This is a genomic window from Phytohabitans maris (assembly GCF_031085175.1).
GTDB lineage: Bacteria > Actinomycetota > Actinomycetes > Mycobacteriales > Micromonosporaceae > Phytohabitans > Phytohabitans maris.
The window spans coordinates 1-15,260 of the sequence record NZ_JAVHUY010000054.1; the positions used below are offsets into that span (position 1 = coordinate 1).

16 protein-coding genes, 1 tRNA gene and 1 riboswitch are annotated in these 15,260 nt (G+C 69.5%); of the genes, 11 read left to right on the forward strand and 6 right to left on the reverse strand.

The window, feature by feature from the left end:
- The 4 genes from RB614_RS37855 to RB614_RS37870 all read left to right on the forward strand — a co-directional run.
- The coding region (locus RB614_RS37855) for a (Fe-S)-binding protein (protein WP_308717527.1) at positions 1–2,070 on the forward strand (2,070 nt) is incomplete at its 5' end.
- Between the two features lie 46 nt (positions 2,071–2,116).
- Entirely contained in the window at positions 2,117–2,680 is a 564-nt protein-coding gene (locus RB614_RS37860; protein ID WP_308717528.1) for a VanZ family protein, read from the forward strand.
- A gap of 34 nt (positions 2,681–2,714) precedes the next feature.
- Positions 2,715–4,022 carry a hemolysin family protein gene (locus RB614_RS37865; protein ID WP_308717586.1) on the forward strand — a complete coding sequence of 436 codons (1,308 nt, stop codon included), beginning with the start codon at positions 2,715–2,717 and terminating at the stop codon, positions 4,020–4,022.
- Positions 4,019–5,035 carry a hemolysin family protein gene (locus RB614_RS37870; protein WP_308717529.1) on the forward strand — a complete coding sequence of 339 codons (1,017 nt, stop codon included), beginning with the start codon at positions 4,019–4,021 and terminating at the stop codon, positions 5,033–5,035. The genes RB614_RS37865 and RB614_RS37870 overlap by 4 nt, the downstream gene beginning before the upstream one ends.
- A gap of 78 nt (positions 5,036–5,113) precedes the next feature.
- On the opposite strand, the gene RB614_RS37875 is transcribed toward RB614_RS37870, so the two are convergent.
- Positions 5,114–7,066, reverse strand: coding sequence for an N-acetylmuramoyl-L-alanine amidase (locus RB614_RS37875; protein WP_308717530.1), 1,953 nt, complete (start codon positions 7,064–7,066; stop codon positions 5,114–5,116).
- A gap of 168 nt (positions 7,067–7,234) precedes the next feature.
- Between RB614_RS37875 and RB614_RS37880 the strand changes: the two genes are divergently transcribed.
- Both RB614_RS37880 and RB614_RS37885 read left to right on the forward strand, forming a co-directional pair.
- Entirely contained in the window at positions 7,235–7,936 is a 702-nt protein-coding gene (locus RB614_RS37880) for a LamG-like jellyroll fold domain-containing protein (RefSeq protein ID WP_308717531.1), read from the forward strand.
- 138 nt (positions 7,937–8,074) lie between these two features.
- Positions 8,075–8,208, forward strand: a riboswitch (cyclic di-AMP (ydaO/yuaA leader).
- Positions 8,209–8,220: 12 nt separating this feature from the next.
- Positions 8,221–9,192 carry a C40 family peptidase gene (locus RB614_RS37885; protein ID WP_308717532.1) on the forward strand — a complete coding sequence of 324 codons (972 nt, stop codon included), beginning with the start codon at positions 8,221–8,223 and terminating at the stop codon, positions 9,190–9,192.
- A gap of 223 nt (positions 9,193–9,415) precedes the next feature.
- On the opposite strand, the gene dcd is transcribed toward RB614_RS37885, so the two are convergent.
- Entirely contained in the window at positions 9,416–9,997 is a 582-nt protein-coding gene (gene dcd, locus RB614_RS37890) for a dCTP deaminase (RefSeq protein ID WP_308717533.1), read from the reverse strand.
- A 55-nt stretch (positions 9,998–10,052) separates the two neighbouring features.
- On the opposite strand from dcd, the gene RB614_RS37895 reads away from it, so the two are divergent.
- Positions 10,053–10,688, forward strand: coding sequence for a pyridoxamine 5'-phosphate oxidase family protein (locus RB614_RS37895; RefSeq protein WP_308717534.1), 636 nt, complete (start codon positions 10,053–10,055; stop codon positions 10,686–10,688).
- Here RB614_RS37895 and RB614_RS37900 read toward each other — a convergent pair.
- Entirely contained in the window at positions 10,630–11,664 is a 1,035-nt protein-coding gene (locus tag RB614_RS37900) for a zinc metalloprotease (RefSeq protein WP_308717535.1), read from the reverse strand. The two genes, RB614_RS37895 and RB614_RS37900, sit on opposite strands and share 59 nt — an antisense overlap.
- Positions 11,665–11,833: 169 nt before the next feature.
- Here RB614_RS37900 and RB614_RS37905 point away from each other — a divergent pair.
- Positions 11,834–11,907, forward strand: a tRNA-Gly gene (locus RB614_RS37905).
- Positions 11,908–12,344: 437 nt separating this feature from the next.
- Positions 12,345–12,659 (forward strand): YegP family protein, encoded by a 315-nt coding sequence (locus RB614_RS37910; RefSeq protein WP_308717536.1) that lies wholly within the window; start codon positions 12,345–12,347, stop codon positions 12,657–12,659.
- Positions 12,660–12,761: 102 nt separating this feature from the next.
- Here RB614_RS37910 and RB614_RS37915 read toward each other — a convergent pair whose 3' ends face one another.
- Positions 12,762–13,166, reverse strand: coding sequence for a PIN domain-containing protein (locus tag RB614_RS37915; protein ID WP_308717537.1), 405 nt, complete (start codon positions 13,164–13,166; stop codon positions 12,762–12,764).
- Positions 13,163–13,366: a hypothetical protein gene (locus RB614_RS37920; RefSeq protein ID WP_308717538.1), complete on the reverse strand. Its 204-nt coding sequence runs from the start codon at positions 13,364–13,366 to the stop codon at positions 13,163–13,165. Before RB614_RS37920 ends, RB614_RS37915 begins: the two co-directional genes overlap by 4 nt.
- Before the next feature lie 203 nt (positions 13,367–13,569).
- Between RB614_RS37920 and RB614_RS37925 the strand changes: the two genes are divergently transcribed.
- Positions 13,570–13,923 (forward strand): nucleotide pyrophosphohydrolase, encoded by a 354-nt coding sequence (locus RB614_RS37925; RefSeq protein ID WP_308717539.1) that lies wholly within the window; start codon positions 13,570–13,572, stop codon positions 13,921–13,923.
- On the opposite strand, the gene RB614_RS37930 is transcribed toward RB614_RS37925, so the two are convergent.
- Positions 13,900–14,451 (reverse strand): phosphoribosyltransferase family protein, encoded by a 552-nt coding sequence (locus RB614_RS37930; RefSeq protein ID WP_308717540.1) that lies wholly within the window; start codon positions 14,449–14,451, stop codon positions 13,900–13,902. The genes RB614_RS37925 and RB614_RS37930 overlap by 24 nt on opposite strands.
- 133 nt (positions 14,452–14,584) lie before the next feature.
- Here RB614_RS37930 and RB614_RS37935 point away from each other — a divergent pair, with 133 nt between their 5' ends.
- Positions 14,585–15,205, forward strand: coding sequence for a septal ring lytic transglycosylase RlpA family protein (locus RB614_RS37935; RefSeq protein ID WP_308717541.1), 621 nt, complete (start codon positions 14,585–14,587; stop codon positions 15,203–15,205).
- Positions 15,206–15,260: the final 55 nt, after the last annotated feature.

Below are 15,260 nucleotides of genomic sequence, written 5' to 3' on the forward strand. Positions count from 1 at the left end.
ACCGTGGTTGCGGTGGTGTTGGCTGTGCGTGCGGTGTGGCGGATGGTGGCGGTGATCCGGTTGGGTCAGCCTGATCCGTCCCGGTTTGTTGGTAAGTCGGTGCGGTTGAGGCGGATGTTGGCGGAGACGTTCGGGCATACCCGGATGTTGAAGTGGTCGGTGGTGGGGGCGGCGCACTGGTTTGTGATGGTCGCGTTCATCGTGTTGTCGCTGCTGGTGCTCGAGGCGTATTTCGAGGTGGTCGACCCGCACGCGGGTCTGCCGATCGTGGGTGGGTGGGCGGTTTACGGGCTGGCGACCGAGGTGATCGGGGTGTTCGGCCTGGCCGGTATCGCGGTGTTGATCACGATCCGGTTGGTGAACCGGCCGACCCGGCCGGCTGGGCGGTCGCGGTTTACCGGGTCGACGATGTGGCAGGGCTACTTCGTGGAGTGGGTGATCGTCGCTGTTCTGGTCTGCGGGTTCGTGATCCGCGGGTTCAAGACCGCGACCGGGCACATGCCCTGGCCGGCCTGGGCCGCCCCGGTCTCACACGCCCTCGGCGATCTGCTGCCCGCCTCCGAGGCTGGGCTGTCGATCGTGGCGGCGGTGAAGATCGTGGTGTCGATGACCTGGCTGATCACGATCGCCACGAACCTGACCATGGGGGTGGCGTGGCACCGGTTCGCCGCGTTCGTCAACATCTTCTTCAAACGGGACCCGGCCCGCCCGGCCGGCTCCGGGCTGGGCGCTGTCAAACCGATGACCTCGGGCGGCAAACTCCTGGACTTCGAGGAAGCCGACCCGGACAAGGACCAGTTCGGGGTCGCCGCCGTCGAGCAGTTCAGCTGGAAAGGGCTGCTGGACTTCACCACCTGCACCGAGTGCGGCCGCTGCCAGTCCCAATGCCCGGCCTGGAACACCGGCAAGCCGCTATCCCCGAAACTGTTGATCCTGTCGCTACGCGACCACGCCTACGCCAAAGCCCCCTACCTGCTCGCCGACACCAACAGCGACCACTCGACGGTGGACGCCCTGGCGTTGGCCGAGGCGCAGCGGCCGCTGATCGGCGGCGCCGACGAACAAGGGGTGATCGACCCGGACGTGTTGTGGTCCTGCACCACCTGCGGCGCCTGCGTCGAACAATGCCCGGTCGACATCGAACACGTCGACCACATCGTGGACATGCGCCGCTACCAGGTCCTGATCGAATCCGCGTTCCCGTCCGAAGCCGGCGTCATGCTCCGCAACCTGGAAAACAAAGGCAACCCCTGGGGCGCCCCACCCAACACCCGCGAAGACTGGACCAAAACCCTCGACTTCGACATCAAACGCGCCGACGCGGAGACGAAGTTCGAATACCTGTACTGGGTCGGCTGCGCCGCCGCGTTCGAAGACCGAGCCAAGAAAACCGCCCGCGCGGTGGCCACCCTGCTCCACCAAGCCGGCGTCGACTTCGCCATCCTCGGCGAAGGCGAAACCTGCACCGGCGACCCCGCCCGCCGCCTCGGCAACGAGTTCGTCTTCCAAATGCTCGCCGCCCAAAACGTCGAAACCCTCACCGAAGCCAACGTCACCAAGATCGTCGCCTCCTGCCCACACTGCTTCAACACCCTCGCCAACGAATACCCCCAACTCGGCCTCACCAACGTCCACGTCGTCCACCACACCCAACTCCTGGCCGACCTGGTCACCACCGGCAAACTCACCCCCGTCCAACCCCTACCCGGCACCATCACCTACCACGACCCCTGCTACCTCGGCCGCCACAACCGCGTCTTCACCCCACCCCGCCAACTCCTCACCACCACCACCGCCACCGGCATCACCGAAATGCCCCGCAACCAAGAACGCTCCTTCTGCTGCGGCGCCGGCGGCGCCCGCATGTGGATGGAAGAACGCATCGGCAAACGCATCAACACCGAACGCGTCGACGAAGCCCTCCACACCGGCGCCACCACCATCGCCGTCAGCTGCCCCTTCTGCCACACCATGATCAACGACGGCGTCACCGGCAAAGGCGCCAACGACCACGTCGAAGTCGTCGACGTGGCGACCGTCCTCCTCCGATCGGTCAAGGCCGAGGCGTAACGGCGTCAGGTAAAAAGGACCGTCTGAGAGTGAGAGGCGGTGTCCCGTGCTGGGCTGGGCGAACGACTTCCTGGCGCAACCGTGGCCGGCGCTGACGTTCGCCGTGCTGGCCGTGGTGGCCGCGTTGGCGCACCGCCCGGTCGCGCGCCGGCTCGGCTGGGCACCCTGGCCCACGCTGGGCGCGATGCTCGGCGCGGCCGCCGTCGCCACGCTCACGCTGCTGCCCGCCCCCGGCACCCCGCTGGCCGGACCGGACCTGGGAGCGATCGGCTCCTGCGCGGGTGCCCTCTTCGACCCGGCGGCGCTCTGGCACGCGTTCACCACCACCGCTGACCGGGGTGAGCGGGTGGGAAACGTGCTCATGTTCGTACCGATGACGTTCTTCGCCATACTCGCCTCGCGGCGCCCCGGCCTCGTCGCGGGTGTGGCGGTACTCGTGCCGGTCGCGATCGAGTTCACCCAGGTGGTCATGAGCGCGGGACGGGCCTGCATCGCCAACGACTGGGTCAACAACGCGATCGGCGCGGTGCTGGGCGTACTCCTCGGCGTCCTCGTCAGCCGCATGTCAACCCGCCAACACGCTCGCGTGGGAGAATCACCGCCGAGGTGAACCGACCATCGACGGCCTTCTACTGACCACCATCCTGCCGCTGCTCGGCTTCGCTGCCCTGACGGCGGGTAACGCCTTCTTCGTCGCCGCCGAGTTTGCGCTCGTGACGGTCGACCGGGCCGAGATCGGCCAGCGCGCCGAGGCGGGCGACCGCCGGGCCGCCGCGGTGCAGAAGGCGCTGCACGCGCTGTCGTTCCAGCTCTCCGGCGCGCAGCTCGGCATCACGATCACCGCGCTGCTCACCGGCTACCTGGCCGAGCCGGCACTGGCCAAGCTCTTCGCCCCGGCCATCCGCCCGCTCGCCGGCGACTCCACCGACTCGGTCACCCCGGTGCTCGCCCTGGTGCTGGCGACGCTGCTGTCGATGCTCTTCGGCGAGCTCGTACCCAAGAACGCCGCCCTCGCCCGCCCGATGCCGGCGGCGCTCTCGACGGCCGGGCCGATGCGCGGCTTCTCGATGGTCTTCGGGTGGCTCATCCGGACCCTCAACAACTCCGCGAACTGGCTGGTCCGCCGCCTCGGCGTCGAGCCGCAGGAAGAGCTGGCCAGCGCCCGCTCGCCGGAGGAGCTGGGGCTGCTGGCCGCCATCTCGGCGCGGGCCGGCGCGCTGCCCACCGAGACGGCGCGGCTGCTGCAGCGCACGATCCGCTTCGGTGAAAAGCGGGCCGCCGAGGCGATGACCCCGCGGGTCGACGTGGTCGCGCTGAAGAGCACCGCCACCGTGGCCGAGCTCATCGCCGCCGCCCAGGAGACCGGGCGCACCCGCTTCCCCGTGTACGAGGACACGCTCGACCTGGTCACCGGCGTGGTCGGCGTGCCGGACGCGCTCGGCGTACCCCCGACAAGAAGGTCGACCACGACGGTGGCCGCGGTGGCCCGCGAGCCGGTCTACGTCCCGGAGAGCCTGGATCTCGACGGTGTGCTGGCCGCGCTCCGCGCGGCCGACGCCGACCTGGCGATCGTGGTCGACGAGTACGGCGGCACCGACGGCGTCGTCACGGTGGAAGACCTCGTCGAGGAGCTGGTCGGGGAGATCGCCGACGAGTTCGACCCGGACGCGGTGGAGGACGCCGGGCCGGTGGAGCTGACCGTGCCGGGCGGCGAGCGCACGTTTCAGGTCGACGGGGTGCTGCGCGAGGACGAACTGGCCGAGCAGATCGGCTTCCGGCTGCCCGAGGGGCCGTACGAGACGCTCGCCGGCTTCCTCATGGCACGGCTCGGGCACATCCCGGTGGCCGGCGAGACCGTGGTCGAAAAGGGCTGGGAGTTTACGGTCGTGGAGGTCGACCGGCACCGGATCGAGCAGGTGCGCGTGGTGGCGCCGGAGGTGGCGCAGCCATGACCAAGGTACTGATCACGGTGGCGCTGCTGCTCGGCAACGCGTTCTTCGTGGGCAGCGAGTTCGCGCTGATCGCCTCCCGCCGCACGGTCATCGAGCCGCTCGCGGAAAACTCCCGGCGGGCCCGCTGGGCGCTCTCGGCGATGAACCAGATCCCACTCATGATCGCCGGCGCCCAGCTGGGCATCACGCTCTGCGCACTGCTGCTCGGCGCGATCGCGGAGCCGGCGCTGGCCCACCTGCTGGAGGGGCCGTTCCACGCGGCCGGCGTGCCGGACAGCGCGCTGCACCCGGTCGCGTTCGTGCTGGCCCTGGGCATCGTGGTCTTCCTGCACACGGTGATCGGCGAGATGGTCCCGAAGAACATCACGCTCGCCGGGCCGGAGCCGTCCGCGCTGTGGCTGGGGCCGGCGATGCTGGCGTTCTGCCTGGCCACCAAGCCACTGCTGCTCGCCATGAAGTGGGCATCCCGGGCGGTGCTGCGGATCTGGCGGGTCGAGGCCACCGACGCGGTCAAGACCGTCTTCACGGCCGAGGAGCTGGCCGGCCTGGTGTCGCAGGCGCGCACCGAGGGACTGCTCGACGCGGAGGAGCACGCCCGGATCACCGGCGCGCTGGCGCTCGGCCGCCGTACCGCCGCCGACGCGCTCCGCCCCTGGGCGCAGGTCACGACCGTCGCCGAGGACGTCTCGCCGGCGTCGCTGGAGGTGCTGGCCACGCGGACCGGCCGGTCGCGGTTTCCGGTGGTGCACCGGGCGACCCGCCGGGTGCTCGGCTTCGTGCACGTGAAGGACGTGCTCGGGTACGAGGGTCCGCGCCGGACCGCCCCGGTGCCGCAGGAGATCGTCCGCCCGCTGGCCGTGGTGCCACCCGAGCGGACGCTGGCCGAGCTGCTGCTCTCCATGCGCCGCGAACGGCGGCACATGGTGCTGGTCAGCGACGGCAGCGCCGCGCTCGGGGTGGTCACCCTCGACGACGTCCTGACCGCGGTCGTCGGCCCTCGCGCCGGCGTCTGAAGCGGTCAGGCCGTGATCGAAGCTCCCCCCATGTCGTTAGAACGACTTGACGGGAGCTTCGATCACCAACGCGGGGAACTAGAACAGCGACGGCACGATCGACACGTCAGCTAGATTTACAAACATGATCCGGTGTCCGAACTGGATCTGGACGTACTTCTTCTCGCCCCGGATCACGGTCCAGTCGCCGGGTGACGAGCCGTCGAACGTCACCGCCCGGTAGTACTCGCTGGGCAGCACGTCGCCCACGGCGTACCGCTGGCCGGCCGCGAACGTGTACTGCAACGGCGTGATCGTCTGGTACGGCACGCCCTCCGGGTAGGCCGCCTGCTCCGGGTAGGCCCGTCCGTACACCGGTATCGTTGCCTTTCCCGGTTTTGGTGTTACCACCAGTCCGGTGGCCCACTTGGCGGTCGGCGCCGAGCGCGGGTTGTGGAACCACGCCTTCTGCCCCAGGTACCAGATCGCCGTCCAGTCGCCCTGCCGGCCGGCCACCGCGTACGTCTGCCCGGCCGACACCCGCGCGCCGTGGTCGGAGACGTGCATGGTCGCGTCCTCGCCGCCCGGGCGGAGGCCGATGTCCTTGACCAGCGGTGCCGACGCGTCCGGCGCGGTGTGCAGGATCACCGCGGAGGAGCCGCGCGGCGGGCAGGGCGCGACCGGGTCACTGCCGCACCCGACGAACGCCGGCTTGTTCGCCGCGAACTCCGGGTCGATCGTGACCAGCCCGCCGCCCGGCCACCCGGTCGTGCGGAAGGGGGCCTTGAGCAGGTCGAAGTAGTGCGACCAGTCCCAGTACGGACCCGGATCCCAGTGCATGCCGCGCACGTTGGCCGGCAGGATGCCCGGCACGTTGTCGTGGCCGATGATGTGGTTGCGGTCGAGCGGGATGCCCAGCCGCAGCGCGAGGTAGCGCACCAGCTTGGCCGACGTGCGATACATCGCCTCCGTGTACCAGGTGCCCTGCGCCGCGAAGCCCTCGTGCTCCAGGCCGATCGCCTTCGCGTTGACGTACCAGTTGCCCGCGTGCCACCCCACGTCCTTGGCCTTGACGTGCTGGGCGATGTGGCCGTCGACCGAGCGGAGCGTGTAGTGCCAGCTCACGTACGTGGGGTCGAGCACCAGGTCGACCGACGGCTGGAAGTAGCCCTCGGTGTCGTGTATGACGATGTACTCGATTTTCTGCTGCTGCGGCCGGTTGCCCTTGTCGTGGTTGCCGTAGTCGCCACCGCCCAGGTCCTGGTAGGGCGCCGGGATCCACTCGCAGGAGATGTCCCTGGGGCACTCCAGGCCGTCCGGGCGGGCCAGCTTGCGCAGGCCCAGGCGGGCCAGCCAGCTCCGCGCCGGCGCCACGTCACGCGCGGCCAGCGCCACCCGCTGCCCGTCGTCGGTCACCCGCGCCGCCCCGCCCCGGATCGTCGCGAAGACCTCGTCGGCGAAGGCCGCCGCGGCATCGGCACTGTCCGCGCCGCTGTACCTGGCCACCGCGCCATACCAGGCCGCCGGGTCACTCGCGCTCCCCGCCGGTCCACCAAGATCCCTCTGGTACGAGGCGAGGAGTGCCGCCCCGCCGGCGATGTTTGCCGAGGGGGTGGAGCGGAGGGCAGCCTCGGACGCGCCGGTGATCGCCGCGGCACGGTCGAGCGTCTGGAGCGCCGCCGGGGCCGGGGCGGGCACGCCGCCCGAGTCGACATTTCGCACGGGGCGGCCGGTGTCGCCGCGCGGGTCCTCGCCGTCGTGGTCGTGGTGGTTGCCGGGCAGCGACGTCACGTACTCGGCGTCGGTCAGGTGCATCGGGCCGTACCCGCCGCTCGTGCTCGGCGTGCCGGCGTTCGTGTCCCAGCGGGACTCCAGGTACGACACGCCGAGCAGCACGCTCTCCGGCACGCCGTACTCGGCCGCGGCGGCCGCGTACTCCCGCTGCCTGATGTCTTGTGCGGGGCTGGCGGCGGGGACGGCGGCGGCTGGCACCAGGGTCGCCGCCCCGACCACCGCTGTCGTGAGGGCGATGCGCGTTGTCAGGTTGGGCATCAGGACCTCCGTTCGGGGGATGGGGTCACCCTGGCCGCCGTCGATGGCTGCCGTCAATAGGTTCCGCCAGATGTAGCGTGCTCGTAAAAAAGCTTCAAACCCCCGGTCGAGTGATTGCCCCGTAATGCTACGAATCTCCACAATCGAGCAATGTCGCTCAGGATGCACATGACACGCCGGCTGGCCGTACTGCTTTTCGGCGCCGCGAGCCTGCTCCTGGCCGCTTCCGCGCAGCCGGCGCAGGGTGGGCCGCCCGCGCTGTCGCTGCGGTACACGTTCGACGGCTGGTGGCACGGCTCGGTCACCGACGTCACCGGGCGGTACCCGCTCCAGGCCCGCGGCGACCTGGAGTACGTGCGCCGCGGCGAGGGTTGGGCGGCCCGCTTCCCGCCCCGCTGCACGGAGGGCGACTGCCCCCGCGTGATCCTCGAAGGCACGCCCGCGCCCGAGCTCAACCCGGGTACCCGTGGCGTGCGGTTCGGTGCCTCGGTGCTGATGACGGCCGCGGACACCGGCGACGGCGCGAACGTTGTGCAGAAAGGGTTTTCGACCGGCGGCGTGACTCAGCTCAAACTCCAGGTCGACGGCCGCGCCGGCCAGCCGAGCTGCGTGGTGGCCAGCAAAACCACCATCTACCGCGCGGTCGCCCGGGTGAACGTGGCCGACGGGCGGTGGCACGCGCTCGCCTGTTTCCGCTCCGGCCGCTGGCTGGCGATCGAGGTGGACGGAACGCAACGCGCTGCGGTCACGATGCCACCTAGTGTGTCCATTGTGAACTCCGAACCGCTGCGAATCGGCGGAAAGAGTGTGTCCGTCGACAATGACCAGTATGCCGGCCAGCTCGACGACGTGTTCTTAACCATTGACTGAGACCGTTTCGATACACGCGGTGCTACCACTCGGTATACGCAACGAAGGGGTTGTCCACACGGCTTGCGCGGGCGATTGCGCCACTCCTACCCTTGGGGGTCGTTGAGCCGGCGGTCGGCCTCCCAGCCTGGGAGACCACGGCTCAGCCCGCCGAGTCGCACGTTGAAACGAGCCGGGGACCCAAGCACCTCGGGGTGAATCCGCGAAAGCGGTAGGGCGCGCTCTCCCGCCCGAACCCGTCAGCTAACCCGGTAGGCGGCCAGGGAGAAGGAGTAACGGCTCCGGTGGCACGCTATGCCGCGCGTCGCACCGTAATCACCGCTCTCGTCGCTGTCGCGACCGTGCTCTCCAGTGGCACGGTGGCGCACGCCCAGCCGAGCCCAGCCGAGATTGAAAAGCAGATCGACGAGGCCTGGGTCAAGCTGGAGCCGCTGGCGGAAAAGCACAACGCGACCAGGCTGGACCTCCAGGCGAAGCGCAAGAAGGCTGACACGCTCGCGAAGAAGATCGCGCCGCTGCAGCTGCGGATCGACCTCGCCATGGCGAAGGTGGGAGAGTACGCGGCCGCGCAGTACAAGGGCGGTAACTTCTCGGCGGTCAACGCGGTGCTTACGACGGGTTCGCCCACGACGTTCGCTGACCAGCTCGAAGTGCTCGAGATCTTCGCTCGACGCTCACAAAAGGACATCCAGGCGGTCGTCGACCTCCGCGCGCGCTACATGGCGCAGAAGGAGCCGCTCGACCAGCTCGTCGGCCAGCTCACCGAGGAAGAGGCGCAGCTGGCGGTGAAGAAGAAGCAGCTCGACGCCGAGATCACCAAGCTGGAGAAGATGCGCCTCACGGCGTACGGCTCCGGTGGCGGCATCGGCGACCTGCGGCCGGCCCCCTGCCCCGTAGAGTACGACGGCAGCGCCGGCGCCAAGGCGGCCAAGTTCGCCTGTGCCCAGATCGGCAAGGGCTACGTCTTCGGTTCCGAGGGTCCCAGCACGTACGACTGCTCGGGCCTCACGATGAAGGCATGGGCCGCCGCGGGCGTGGGTCTGCCGCACAACGCCGCCCGCCAGCGCGGTCAGGTCCCCTCGGTCAGCCGGAGCAACCTCAAGGTCGGCGACCTCGTCTTCTACTACAACGACCTGCATCACGTCGGCATCTACGTCGGCGGCGGCTACATCGTCGACGCGTCCAAACCCGGCGTCCCGATCCGCATGCGCACCATAAACGCCGCGCCGATCCACAGCTACGGCAGACCCGGATAAGCGTTACCCACCCCCGTGGCCGCCGCATGTCGCGTGTTCCCCCGTCACGCGACCCGCACCGGCCAGTAAAGGAGACGCCCTCCCATCCACCCGGGGTGGGAGGGCGTTTCTTGCTGCGGTTTCCCTTGCCCTGAGTTGCTCGCCGGTCGGCGTTCGGCTGCTTGTCGGCGCTCGGTTGCCTGGCGCTTGGCTGCTTGTCGGCGCTCGGCGCTCGGTGTGGCGCTTACTTGCCTGTTGGCCAGGTCCGCCAGTTCTTCCATGCCCGGCTCGGTGTGGGGCCGCGCTGTCCCTGGTAGCGGGAGCCGTAGACGGTCGAGCCGTAGGGGTGCTCGGCCGGCGACGAGAGCCGGAAGATGCAGAGCTGCCCGATCTTCATGCCCGGCCAGAGCGTGATCGGCAGGTTGGCCACGTTGGAGAGTTCCAGAGTCACGTGGCCGGTGAAGCCCGGGTCGATGAAGCCGGCGGTCGAGTGGGTGAGCAGCCCCAGCCGGCCCAGGCTCGACTTGCCCTCCAGGCGGCCGGCGAGCTGGTCGCCGAGGGAGATGACCTCCAGCGTCGAAGCCAGCACGAACTCGCCTGGGTGCAGCACGAACGCCTCGCCGTCCGGCACCTCCACCTGCGAGGTGAGGTCGTCTTGCCGCACCGCGGGGTCGATGTGCGTGTACAGGTGGTTGTTGAACACCCGGAAGAGCCGGTCGAGCCGCACGTCGATGCTCGACGGCTGGACCAGTGCCGGCTCGAACGGATCGAGCGCGAGGTTGCCCGCCTTGATCTCGATGACGAGGTCACGGTCGGAGAGCAGCATCAACACACCATAGGGGACTACCTGTGTCGAACATACGTTCGATAAGATGTTGGTCATGGCATCCTGGTCCGACTTCTCCACCGACGAGCCCCGCCTCGCGGACGCGATCCGCACCCTCATGCAGCAGTACGGCCCGGGTCTGGGCTATCTGGCGACCGTGCGCGCCGACGGCGGCCCGCGGGTGCACCCGGTCTCGCCGGTCATCACAGACGACGGGCTGTATTGCTTCGTGGTCGACTCGCCCAAGCGCCGCGACCTTGAGCGCGACGGGCGATACGCGCTGCACTCGTTCCCGCCGGAGGACAGCGACGACGAGGCATACCTGGCCGGCCGCGCCACCGTCGTCACCGACCGTGCCAAGGTCGCCCGGCTGGCGGGTCACCTGCGCGCGGCGCCGCACGTCGACTGGCGCCTGTTCGAGTTCACGGTCGACGTGGCGATGATCGCCCGCCACGGCCGCAACGGCGCCACCCCGTTCGCGGTCGAGCCTCCGTCCCGCCCAGCGGTGCAGGTGTGGCTCGACCCGTCGGCCGCTTCGTCGTCACCGGCGCCGGTCGCACCTTCCGCGGAGGCGGCCTCGGGCTCGTCGACCGTCTCGGTGGGACCGGGCAGGGCGGCGACCGACGTCCCCGCTAGGGCGCCCGAAACGCGTCCCATCCGCTCAGCATTCGGGCTGCCTGCCCCGGCGTGAACTCGTACATGCAGGCGTCCGTGCTGTAGTCCATGTAGTTGTGGATCGGGTCCTCACCCGGATCCTCCGTGCACGTGTCCCGCCCAGCCGGGCAGCCACTCGCCTGCGACGCCTCCGCGGGCGTGTCGTCTACGAGGTCGCCGTCCTCGGTGCATCCGTTCTGAAACGTGTGGAAGAGGTTGAGCCAGTGCCCGACCTCGTGCACGGCCGTGTCCCCCTCGTTGTAGGGCAGCGAGGTCCCACCCGGCAGCGACTCGCCCAGGATCACGACGCCGTCGCTGGGGTCCAGGGCCGGCTGCGGGTAGGTGGCCCAGCCGAGGAGGCTGTCGCTGAGGTCGCCGAGGTAGAGGTTGAGAGTGTCCATGCCGCCCACCCGGAGCGCGCTCTTCATGGCCAGCTCGGCCGCCGACTCGTAGACGATGGGGTACCAGTCCGGGTTGACCAACCGATCGACCCGCACCAGCTCAAACACGAACTCGGTCGACGCCCCGTACGCGGCGTTGAGCACCTCGATCTGCGCGGCGATCATCTCGTCCGGGATGTTGCCGCCCTCCCTGGTGTCGTCGCCCGCGATGACATGGACGACGACCGGGACCGTCACCGCGGCCGTGGTCCGGGGCTGACCGGCAAGCCCTCGACGGGCGAGCGCCTGCTCCGTGAGCCGCTGCCGCTCCCGGACCTGTTCGGCGGTGAGATGATTCGGGTCACGAACGGCCGTCGCAGCCCCACCCGGCCGCCCCCGCGCCGCGACGCCGACACAGCCGCCATCGTCGCTGGCGCTGGCGGCGTCGATGGCCGTGCCGCTCCCGCCGCCGGTCGCGCTGGCGCGGACGGTGCTGGCCTCTGCTGTGTCGGTGCTGGCCTTGCCTGCGCTGTCGGTCGCCGCGCTGGCGGTGCCGGGCCCGCCACCCGCTGCCGGGCCGCCGACGAACGCCGCAGCGGCGACCATGGCAGCAGCCACACGCCAAGCCCGCATCGCAAAGCCCTCCCCAGGTAACCCGAGCCAGCCTGCAGCGGACATTACCGTGCATCGATGTTCTTGAAAATAGGTACGTGCGGATTGGCACACCTTTGGGCGGCTTAAGCCCAGCTCCGGTGAGGTGCGTGCGTGCCCGTTGACCGACCAGGTACAGTGGTCTCCGCTTGCGGGTGTAGTTCAATGGCAGAACATCAGCTTCCCAAGCTGACAGTGCGGGTTCGATTCCCGTCACCCGCTCCACAGACGCCGACCTGGGCTTTCGCTCGATCTCGATCTCTATCCGTCGTTCGTGCCCGCTGTGCCCCTCCGGCATACGGGACGGACAGGCGGGAGGGAGACTGTTGACTGAGCTGCCACGAGCCGGAGACGATCGCCTAGAGTGACCGGCGTGTCTGCCGTGTGGATCGCATACATCGAGGGCCACCGAGCGTCGAAATGAAGATCCGTACTCGGCGAGGAGTGACCGGCGATCAAGTGCGCGCTGCGTGCCAGTGGCCTGCGAAGCCGGTACGCGCGGGCTGGCACGACCATCCTGAGCACGGGCGCCGGCTGCTGGTGGTCGCCCACGACGAGCAGGGCCGGCTACTGAAAGTGATCCTTCAACCGGTCGACGTGGCCGATGGCACTTGGCGCCTTCGCACTGTCATCGTCGGAGGGTAGAGCGCATGATAGAGAGCATGCAGCAGGACGAACTGGCCGAGATCGACGTCACCGAGGACGAGTTTGACGCGATGATGGCTGCGAGTGAGCCGGTGGAGGTGACCGGCCCTGCCGATTCTGCCCGCAACGTTCGGTTCGAGGTGATCAGTGGAGCTTCGCACACCTATCGGTGGCGGGTAGTTGCGCCGGACGGTGAGATCCTCGCTGTGAGCGCCAACGCGTATCGCAGCAGGGGAGACGTCCACCGCGCCCTCTCTCTGCTCGTGACCGCTATGCAGCACGCTCCCGTGGTGGACGACGAGGAGATGATCGGCCACCGCAAGGCTGGCTAGCTGCCCTCGTGCTCCTACGTGCCCGGCTTACAAGTGCGGGTTCGATTTCCGTCACCCGCTCCAATGCCTCCAGGGCTTTCGCTTTCCAGGCGTGTGACGGTGCTACGTCATGTCGACGAGCTGGAGGCCGTCGTAGGTCGCAAACGCGGCGAAGTCCTCGGCCCTGAGCGTGGCCAGCGGCAGACCTTCGGCCAGACAGCAGGCCGCGATCCAGGTGTCGTCGACCGGCCGGGGACGGCCGCGGAGTTGGGCACGCGCCTGGAGGGTGCCCCACGTCGTCGCCACCCGCTCGTCGTACCTCAGCACCGTCACGTGCTGGCGCCAGGTGGCGAGTGCGGCGCGTCGCTGCGGTCCCCGGCTCCGGCTCGCCGTCCACTTGGCCAGCTCGCCCAGCGTCACGAACGTGGTGCAGGGCTCCCTGGTCGCCAGCCAGGCGTGGAGGTGATCGGGCAAGCGGCCCAGAAAGCTGGCGGAGGCGACGTCGGTATCGAGTACGACGAAGGTCACGCCATGCCGGCCCGGCGGGACGCGTACAGGTCGGCGAGGAACTCGTCCAGCTCCTCATCGGACTCGAACATGCCGGGCACGACCAGCTCGTCCACCGAAGTGAGCGGGCGGACGCCCTGCCGGCGCGCCTGTTCCTCTGCCGGGACATGTTCGTCGTCGGTGTGCCGTTCGGGCAGCCACTCCGGGTTGCTCGACGTCAAAGCGCTCACCTCCTCCGCTCGGCGCTCCGGCCATCGTCCCACCGATCGTGCCTGGTGACAGGCGCCCACAGGAGGGCCTGGTCACAGACGCCCACAGGAGGGCCCTGGTGACAGACGCCGAAGGAGGGTCTGGACAGGCGCCCAAGGCGGATCGCGCGGACCAGCGGGCAAGCCCACGCCATCTTGCTGAGAGACTCGCGGGCATGGGTGATCGGTTGGTGGAGTTTCAGGAGGAGGTGCGGGCCTTCGCCGAGGTTCGCGACTGGCAGCGGTTCCACACGCCGAAGAACCTTGCGATGGCCCTCGCCGGCGAGGTCGGCGAGCTCCTCGCGGAGTTTCAGTGGCTCACCCCGGAAGAGTCGGGTCGGGTGATGGGTGACCCCGACGCTGGCGGGCGGGTGGCGGCCGAGATCGGTGACGTCGTGGTCTACCTGGTGCGGTTGGCGGACGTGCTCGGCGTCGACCTCGTGGACGTCGCGCGCGCGAAGCTGGCCGACTCCGCGAAGCGTTACCCGGTGGGCTGGCAGCCGGCGTCAATCCGGGGCGAGGTCGTCTGAGGTGAGCAGCGACCTGATGCTCAGCTCGGCCGCGACCTGCTTCCCGCAGTCGGCGACCACCGTCGCGCATCCCACGGGTGCCGCGCCCAGCGTGCGGATCACCTCGTAGAGCGCGCGTACCTGGGCGCCGGTCGTCACCCAGTCGTCCACGACCAGTACGCGGTCGGACGGGCCTATCAACCTGCTCCGGATCCCCAGGCCCAGGCTCCGTCTCCGGTAGTCCGGTGCGGTGCGGGCCCAGGTGACCGGCTCGGCGATCTGGCGGTCGGCGCCCTCTTTGTGACCGGCCGCGAAGCCGACGCCCAGTGCGGTGGCCACCAGCGGGCCCAGCAGGTAGCCGGTCACCTCGGGCGAGACCACCACCGTCGGGCGCGAGGGGCGGAAGGGGTCGGCCAGGGCCGGCCCGAGCGCGGAGAGGATCTCCGCGTCGCGCCACCAGCCGGACATGTCGCTGACCAGGTGGGTGCTTTCCGGACCGGGGTCGATCCACCGGAACGTCTGGATTAGGCGTTTCACGAGGTCAGGCACAGGAACATCTTCCGCCAGTGGGACAACCGACCCACGGCGCCTCCTTCGAATGGCTGAACGTTTCACTGCAAAGTTGTACGAAAGCCATAGATCACTTTGACATCGGAAGCGCGCGGCTGGCTACGGTCCGCCGGTGACCGGAAAGCATCATCGCAGGTCCCAGGGGAGTCGGATCAGCGCCGTGGCCTCGGCGGCCGTGGTTGGCGCGCTGCTCGTCGGCGGTGGCGTGGGCGCGGTCCAGCTGGTCGGCGCGCGGAGCCCGGAGACGGTGGAACTCGTCCCGCCGGCGACGGTGAGCCCGTCAGCGACGACCGACGCGCCGACGCCGGCCGCGACGAGCCAGGCCGCGCCCACGCCGAGCCCGACGAAGACACCGCAGCGGGCATCGCGCGGAAACGCCCGGAGCGCCGAGGCCAGCCCGACGCCGACCCCGAAGAAGTCCAGCCCCGAGCCCAGGACGGAAACGGTCACCTCCACCGGAAGCTGCGGGGCCTCCTTCTACGACGAGCCGCAGGGGACCGCGAACGGCGAGCAGTTCGACCCCGAGGCGCTGACCGCGGCGCACAAGACCTGGGCGTTCGGTACGCGGGTGCGGGTGACCAACCCGGACAACGGCAAGTCGGTCATCGTGCGCATCAACGACCGCGGGCCGTACGTCGACGGGCGGTGCATCGACCTGTCCCGGGCGGCGTTCCGGGCGATCGCCTCGCTGGATCTGGGGCACATCGACGTGCGCTACGAAATCCTGAAATGACCGGGTGAGCCGAAATGACCGGGTGAAAGGCAACCCCCAGCCAAGCCGATCGCGA